General features: G+C 42.1%; 7 protein-coding genes. All 7 read right to left on the reverse strand.

Annotation, left to right across the window (positions count from 1 at the left end; all coding sequences use genetic code 11):
• Positions 1-9: 9 nt before the first annotated feature.
• Positions 10-558: a GNAT family N-acetyltransferase gene (locus K6G87_RS11395; protein ID WP_296837242.1), complete on the reverse strand. Its 549-nt coding sequence runs from the start codon at positions 556-558 to the stop codon at positions 10-12.
• Between the two features lie 102 nt (positions 559-660).
• Positions 661-1,602: a transketolase family protein gene (locus tag K6G87_RS11400; RefSeq protein WP_296837245.1), complete on the reverse strand. Its 942-nt coding sequence runs from the start codon at positions 1,600-1,602 to the stop codon at positions 661-663.
• A gap of 10 nt (positions 1,603-1,612) precedes the next feature.
• Complete coding sequence (locus K6G87_RS11405; RefSeq protein WP_296837248.1) at positions 1,613-2,446, reverse strand: transketolase; 834 nt, start codon at positions 2,444-2,446, stop codon at positions 1,613-1,615.
• A gap of 124 nt (positions 2,447-2,570) precedes the next feature.
• Entirely contained in the window at positions 2,571-3,278 is a 708-nt protein-coding gene (locus K6G87_RS11410; protein WP_296837250.1) for an L-ribulose-5-phosphate 4-epimerase, read from the reverse strand.
• A gap of 101 nt (positions 3,279-3,379) precedes the next feature.
• Positions 3,380-4,972 (reverse strand): xylulokinase, encoded by a 1,593-nt coding sequence (locus K6G87_RS11415; RefSeq protein WP_296837253.1) that lies wholly within the window; start codon positions 4,970-4,972, stop codon positions 3,380-3,382.
• A gap of 124 nt (positions 4,973-5,096) precedes the next feature.
• Positions 5,097-6,599: an L-arabinose isomerase gene (gene araA / locus K6G87_RS11420; RefSeq protein WP_296837256.1), complete on the reverse strand. Its 1,503-nt coding sequence runs from the start codon at positions 6,597-6,599 to the stop codon at positions 5,097-5,099.
• 126 nt (positions 6,600-6,725) lie between these two features.
• On the reverse strand, positions 6,726-7,407 hold a 682-nt coding region (locus K6G87_RS11425), incomplete at its 5' end, for a substrate-binding domain-containing protein (RefSeq protein ID WP_296837259.1).

A 7,407-nucleotide genomic window follows, 5' to 3' on the forward strand; every position in this document is an offset into this window, starting at 1 on the left:
ATTTGTGAATTATGAATCACTTTTCTTTGCGAATGTTTGTTTTTTATCCATAAGATATCCTATTCCACTTCCTGTCAGCACGCCGCTAATGGTTCCGGCCCACAAATTCGAGAATGTAATACCAATGATAAAGCCCGCAATCATACCAAGGAACATATACAGTCCCATCCATGAAGTTTTCTGCTTGTTCATGGAGTATTGATCGTAGCCATCTTTAAACTCACGGTAGACATATCCTGCCTTTTCAATGCCCTTGATCCTGTCTTCATTTTCATGATCGCACTGGGTTCTGATAGTTCCAATCTCAGGATCTCTGAAAACAAATCTTGCCATCATAAAGAAGATTTCTTCTATATATTTGGGTTCTTCATATTCTGGAAGAAGCTCTACAAATATCTTTACTTCACCCTTGAATTGAGTATCTTCAAAATGAATATTTCCAACATCTTTCTGATCCCCGTCTTTTAATGAAATTGTCCACTTCCCCAAGTATTCTTTTACATCACAGGGCATCAATTTAAAGTGTCTGGTTTCAATCGGAAAAAGTTTTTCATTCATAGCCTATTTCTATCCCCCATTTTGAAAAAAGAAAAGCCAAAAAAGTCAGATCATCTCCGGCTTTTTTGGCTTTATTATAACCTATATCTCTGGCGAACCAAATTATTTAAGGAACTCTTTTACTGAGTTGTATACGCCTTCGCCATCAAGACCGTACTTCTTAACAAGTGCTGCAGCAGATCCTGATTCACCGAATCTATCCTGCATACCAATCTTCTTAACAACTGTAGGACACTCTTCTGAAAGAACGTCACATACAGCGCTTCCAAGACCACCGATAACTGAGTGCTCTTCTACTGTTACAACCTTGCCTGTCTTCTTGGCTGTTGCAACTACAAGCTCTCTATCGATAGGCTTGATAGTGCAGATGTTAACTACTTCTGCTTCGATTCCGTCAGCAGCAAGCTTTTCAGCTGCTTCAAGAGCTGCACCTACGCCGATACCTGTAGCGATGATACTTACGTCCTTACCTTCACGAAGGAGTGTTCCCTTACCAAGCTCGAACTTGTAATCAGGTCTGTCGTTAACAACAGGGCAAGCTGCACGGCCAAATCTGATATATACAGGGCCTTCATGCTCAGCAGCTGCTCTTACGCAGGCTCTTGCCTCGATATCATCTGCAGGGCACATAACAACCATTCCAGGAATTGTACGCATAAGTGCAAGATCTTCGTTACACTGATGAGAAGCGCCGTCCTCACCTACTGTGATTCCTGCGTGAGTTCCACCGATCTTAACGTTAAGATGTGGGTAACCGATTGAGTTACGAACCTGCTCGAAAGCACGTCCTGTAGCGAACATAGCAAATGTGCTTACGAATGGGATCATTCCTGTTGTAGCAAGACCAGCTGCAACGCCCATCATGTTACTCTCTGCGATACCACAGTCGATGTGACGATCAGGGAATTCTTTTCTGAACCAACCGGTTCTTGTAGCTGCTGCAAGGTCAGCGTCAAGAACAACAACCTTATCATTAACCTTTGCAAGCTCTATAAGTTCTTTACCATAACTATCTCTAGTAGCAATCTTCTTTACTTCGCTCATCTTAACCTCCTCAAGCTTCAAGAGCTTCGCCGATCTTGTTAAGATCGTCCATAGCCTTTGCATACTCTTCATCATTAGGTGCTACGCCGTGCCATGAAACCTGGCCTTCCATAAAGGAAACGCCCTTACCCTTAAGGCTGTGAGCAATGATTGCTGTAGGCTGGCCCTTAGTCTCTCTAGCTTCTTTGAATGCTGCACGAAGTGCATCAAAGTCATGAGCATCAACATTGATTACATGGAAGTTAAATGCTTCGAATTTCTTATCAATAGGATATGGAGAACAAACCTGATCAACAGGTCCGTCGATCTGAAGACCATTGTTATCAACAATGACAACAAGGTTATCAAGCTTACGGAATCCTGCAAACATAGATGCTTCCCAAACCTGACCTTCTTCAATCTCACCATCACCAAGTAATGTGTAGGTTCTATAATCCTTATTATTAAGTTTTGCAGAAAGTGCCATTCCACAAGCAACTGAGATACCCTGACCAAGAGATCCGCTACTCATATCAATACCAGGAAGGTACTGCATGCTAGGATGTCCCTGAAGTCTTGATCCAAGCTTACGCAGTGTTGTAAGCTCATCTACCGGGAAATATCCGCGCTGAGCCATTACAGAGTAAAGACCTGGTGCTGTATGTCCTTTTGAAAGAACAAAGCGGTCGCGATCAGGATCTGCCGGCTTTTCGGGATTGATGTTCATTTCTTCAAAATACAGATATGTAAAAATATCTGCTGCTGAAAGTGATCCGCCCGGGTGTCCTGCTTTTGCGGCATGAACTGCTGTAACAATACCCTTACGGACTTCGTTGGCTGTTTTCTGAAGTTCCTTGTTCGTCATAGTTATTCTCCTTTAATTCACATGGTAAAGTACATTCTATAACCGTTACAACTTTAACATATGTGTACAAATACGTCCATGTATTTATTGCCATATTTTTAGCACTTTTTGTCACACGAATATATCAGTGTTTGCCCTGACCATAATATGCATTGGCACCATGCTTACGATAATAATGCTTATCCTGAAGCTCCTGTGGTGCAGGCTGTACACGAGCATTTATTGTCTCACATCTGTATGCCATCTTAGCAACTTCTTCTGTTACAACTGAGTTGTGAACAGCTTCCATACCATCTTTGCCCCATGAAAATACACCATGGTTCTTGCAAAGAACTGCAGGAACAGCGATAGGATCTTTGTCCATACGCTCGAATTCACCAACAATAAGATGTCCTGTATTCTCTTCGTATGCATCCTCTATCTCTTCCTTAGTAAGACATCTTACGCATGGAATCTCTCCATAGAAATAATCGGCATGAGTTGTACCATAGCAAGGAATTCCACGGCCTGCCTGAGCCCAGCTTGTTGCATAGGATGAGTGAGTATGAACTATACCCTTAACTCCCTTGTCTGCCCATGCCTTGTAAATCTCTACATGAGTAGGTGTATCTGATGAAGGATTAAGCTCTCCTTCTACTTTATTACCATTAAGATCCATAACTACCATATCTTCAGGCTTCATTACATCATAATCAACTCCGCTTGGCTTGATTACAAAGAGCTTGGTCTCAGGATCATACTCAGATACGTTGCCCCATGTAAATGTAACAAGACCATACTTTGGCAAAAGAATATTTGCCTCATAAACTTTCTTCTTTAATTCTTCTAACATAGCCATAACCCTTCTTATTTTCTTTAATTTAGTGTTCGTTACAGGATGTAACTGCACTAAATTGGTAATTGCTTAAGCTCACACGGATGTGAGCTTAATTATCAATTTAGTGTTTCGCATGCAGCGCGCTCTGCGGGGAGTACTGCAAGGTAATCTTCCATGAACTTATCAAAGCCCTTTACATCTTCTGCATTTGGCATGCAGGATTCAACCTTGCCACTCTTGAATACTTTGTTTGCAAGATATTCTTCAAGGCTTTCTCCGTCCTCTTTTTCCAGCATGTAAGATGCAAGTATAGCCTGGCCCCATGGTCCGCCTTCACCTGCTGTCTCCATCATACGGATCTCTGTATCAAGTGCTGCTGCCATTACTCTGTCACCAGCGCCTCTAACCTTGAAGAATCCGCCCTGGCCATAGAAGTAATCAGCCTGAACGCCTTCTTCCTTCATAAGGATATCGTTACCTGCTTTTAAAGCACCAAGTGCTGTATAAAGGTGTGTACGCATGAAGTTTGCAAGATTCATCTTGGCATCAGGACGACGTACGAATAAAGGTCTTCCTTCATTAAAGCCTGTGATGTTCTCACCTGATACATAGTTGTATGCCATAAGGCCGCCGCAATCAGCATCTCCATTTTCAAGAGCGTTGAGATAGAGCTTGCCATAAAGGTCGTTATCACTGATATCGTTACCTGTAAGGTGAGCGAACTCTCTGAACAGGCCAACATATGCATTAAGATCTGATGTGCAGTTGTTGCAATGAACCATTGCAACCTGCTCTCCGTCTGGAGTTGTTACAAGGTCAAGTTCATCATGAGCCTTCTTAAGGTCGTGCTCGAGAACTACCATTGAGAATACTGATGTACCTGCTGAGATATTACCTGTACGCTTTGCAACAGAATTGGTTGCAGCCATACCTGTACCGGCATCTCCTTCAGGAGGACATACAGGAGCTCCTGCCATAAGCTTTCCTGATACGTCAAGCTTCTTAGCACCTTCCTGACTCAATACTCCTGCCTTTTCACCTGCTACAAGGTTCTTAGGAAGGATATCTCTTATTTTCCAAGGAAGATTCTTGTCAGCTATAAGTTCATCGAACTGATCAAGCATCTTCTGATTATAATCTTTGATAGAGGAATCGATAGGGAACATTCCTGAACCGTCGCCAATACCAATTACCTTCTCGCCTGTCATCTGCCAGTGAATGTATCCGGCAAGTGTTGTAACAAAAGCGATGTCCTTAACATGCTCTTCGCCGTTAAGAATTGCCTGGTAAAGATGTGCAATTGACCATCTCTGAGGAATGTGATATCCAAAGAGGTCTGTAAGCTTTTCTGAAGCTTCCTGTGTGATTGAATTTCTCCATGTACGGAATGGAACAAGAAGATTTCCGTCCTTATCGAATGCCATATATCCGTGCATCATTGCAGAAAAGCCAAGTGCACCAATATTTGTAAGGTCTTCGCCATATTTTTCTTTAACGTCTTTGGCAAGCTGTGAGTAGCAGTCCTGAAGTCCTGTCCATATATCATCAAGTGAATATGTCCAGATACCATTTTCAAGTCTGTTCTCCCAAGTGTGTCCTCCCTGTGCGATTACGTTATGATCCATATCTGTCAGAACTGCTTTGATTCTGGTAGAACCAAATTCGATTCCGACTACTGTCTTTCCGCTTTTAATAATTTCGCTACTCATAGTCTCTCCTTTAATAACTTCTTTCCCATAATATGCCGGTGGAGGCCAACATTATTTGGTCTCCATCCGGTCATCATACAGCATCAAAAGAAACTTTTGACACCTGCTTCATTATATGTAAATATCATCTCTTTGAGTAATACATCTCATTCCATCTAAGCTCATTCTTGAGACTTCTAAGATCTGTATTATTGTCAATAACAACGCTCTCAATGCCGAATGTATCAGCAAGATCAACCATCTGCTGTGCATTAAGGTCATATGTAAATGATGTATGATGTGCTCCGCCAGCAAGGATCCATGCAGCTGCGCCCTTCTTAAGGTCTGGTTCAGGTGTCCAGAATGCTGTTGCAACAGGAAGCTTAGGCATAGGCTTTTCTGTCTTCTTAACATCTACACAGTTAATGATGAGACGGAATCTGTGTCCAAGGTCGATAAGTGAGCATGCAACACCTTTTCCTTCTTTGGCTGTAAATACAAGACGTGCAGGATCTTCTCTGTTACCCATTGAAAGAGGACAAGCCTTGATTGAGATCTCTCCATCAGCTATTGAAGGACATACTTCAAGCATGTGTGCCTGAAGAATACCCTCTTTGCCCTTAACAAAGTTGTATGTGTAATCTTCCATGAAAGATGTACCCTTTGCATCCTTCTTGCCTGCTGTCATGAGCTTCATGAGGCGTACAAGAGCTGCTGTCTTCCAGTCACCTTCTGCACCAAAGCCATATCCATCTTCCATAAGTCTCTGAATAGCAAGACCTGGAAGCTGCTGTAATCCTCCAAGCATTCCGAAGTGAGTAACTACTGCATGGTAATCTTTTTCCTCAAGGAATCTTCTAAGACCAATCTCCTGACGAGCCTGAACTGCTACATGTCTTCTGAATTCATCAGCATCTCTGCCTTCAAGAAGGATCTTGTACTTGGAGTAATACTCATCTGTAAGTGCGTTTGTATCTGAATCTGATACTGCATTAACAACTTCTACAAGATCATTTACGTTGTAGTGATCGATCTCCCAACCGAACTTGATCTGAGCTTCAACCTTGTCACCTTCTGTAACGGCAACGTTGTTCATGTTGTCACCAAAACGGCATACACGGATGTGTGATGACTCGATGGCACCAACTGCTGTGTACATCCATCCTGCAAGCTCTTCTATAACTTCAGGATCCTGGAAGTGACCTACGATGATCTTGCGCTCGATACCCATTCTGGATACGATGTGACCATATTCTCTGTCACCATGAGCTGACTGATTCTCGTTCATGAAATCCATATCGATTGTGTCATAAGGAATCTCTTCATTAAACTGTGTATGAAGATGGCAAAGTGGCTTGCGATATTCCTGAAGACCAAGGATCCACATCTTAGCAGGTGAGAAAGTATGCATCCATGTGATAACACCTGCACATTCAGGATCATTGTTGGCATCATTAAATGTCTGTCTTATAGAAGCCTGGCTTATAAGAGTAGGCTTAAGTACGATCTCAAATGGAAGCTTGCCGCTTGCATTAAGGCTTTCTACGATCTTTGCAGAATGATCTGCAACCTTTCTAAGGCACTCATCCCCGTACAGATCCTGTGAACCTGTAGCGAACCAGATCTTGTAATTTTTGGTGAACTTCATCTTCTTTTCCTCCTGTGTAAAAACACTTAGTAAAAAACATTTATTTTCTATTTGTATATATAAAATATAATTGATAGATTATTGTGTCTTCCGGATATCTTTTATAAGAAATCCCTGTATCAATTATTATTTAATATTTCTAACAGAACCTCTTTGGATGACATCCTCTATAAATTCATAATTGGCATCATAATTCTTGTTATGTATCAGATGGATAATGTTCTCTGCTGCCTTCTCTCCAAGTCTCTCCTTGGGATGAGGTACAGAATCAAGAGCAAAACCATTCATCTTGGCCATATCAGAATCATCCATACTTACAACTGACATGCGCTTTGGAACCTGTATTCCTGCTGCCTGAAGAACTCCTATTGCATCAACTGCAACCTGGTCATTATATGCAAAAAGGGCTGTGCAGCCATCAAATCTCCGGCGGATCCTGTCGTAGTTGTCTTTCATGTGTGATATATCATCTGTATCAAGCCAGATCACCCACTCATCGCTTACGGTGATGCCTGCTTCCATCATGGCTTTAAGATATCCGCTGTAACGTTCATGTCCCTGTCTGTCATCAAGCTTTAATATGCAGGCGATCTTCCTGTGCCCTGCATCTATAAGCTCTTTAACCGCTCTGTAAGCACATTCCTTATCAGCAAGTGATACATGAGGGAATGGAAGCTGGGTATAATTGCTATTAAGAAAGAGTATCCTTGTCTCTCTCTTATCCAGCTCAGCCAGAAGATCAATGTTAGGATTGGGAAGAGCACTTCTTGAAGGCTCTATGAGAAGTCCTGCCACGTCTCCATTATCA

It is taken from the genome of Butyrivibrio sp. (assembly GCF_024699075.1).

Excerpts from the sequence above, each read along its gene's own strand:
- K6G87_RS11395 (WP_296837242.1), bottom strand. The coding sequence starts at position 558 with ATGAATGAAAAACTTTTTCCGATTGAAACCAGACACTTTAAATTGATG.
- K6G87_RS11400 (WP_296837245.1), bottom strand. The coding sequence starts at position 1,602 with ATGAGCGAAGTAAAGAAGATTGCTACTAGAGATAGTTATGGTAAAGAA.
- K6G87_RS11405 (WP_296837248.1), bottom strand. The coding sequence starts at position 2,446 with ATGACGAACAAGGAACTTCAGAAAACAGCCAACGAAGTCCGTAAGGGT.
- K6G87_RS11410 (WP_296837250.1), bottom strand. The coding sequence starts at position 3,278 with ATGTTAGAAGAATTAAAGAAGAAAGTTTATGAGGCAAATATTCTTTTG.
- K6G87_RS11415 (WP_296837253.1), bottom strand. The coding sequence starts at position 4,972 with ATGAGTAGCGAAATTATTAAAAGCGGAAAGACAGTAGTCGGAATCGAA.
- araA (WP_296837256.1), bottom strand. The coding sequence starts at position 6,599 with ATGAAGTTCACCAAAAATTACAAGATCTGGTTCGCTACAGGTTCACAG.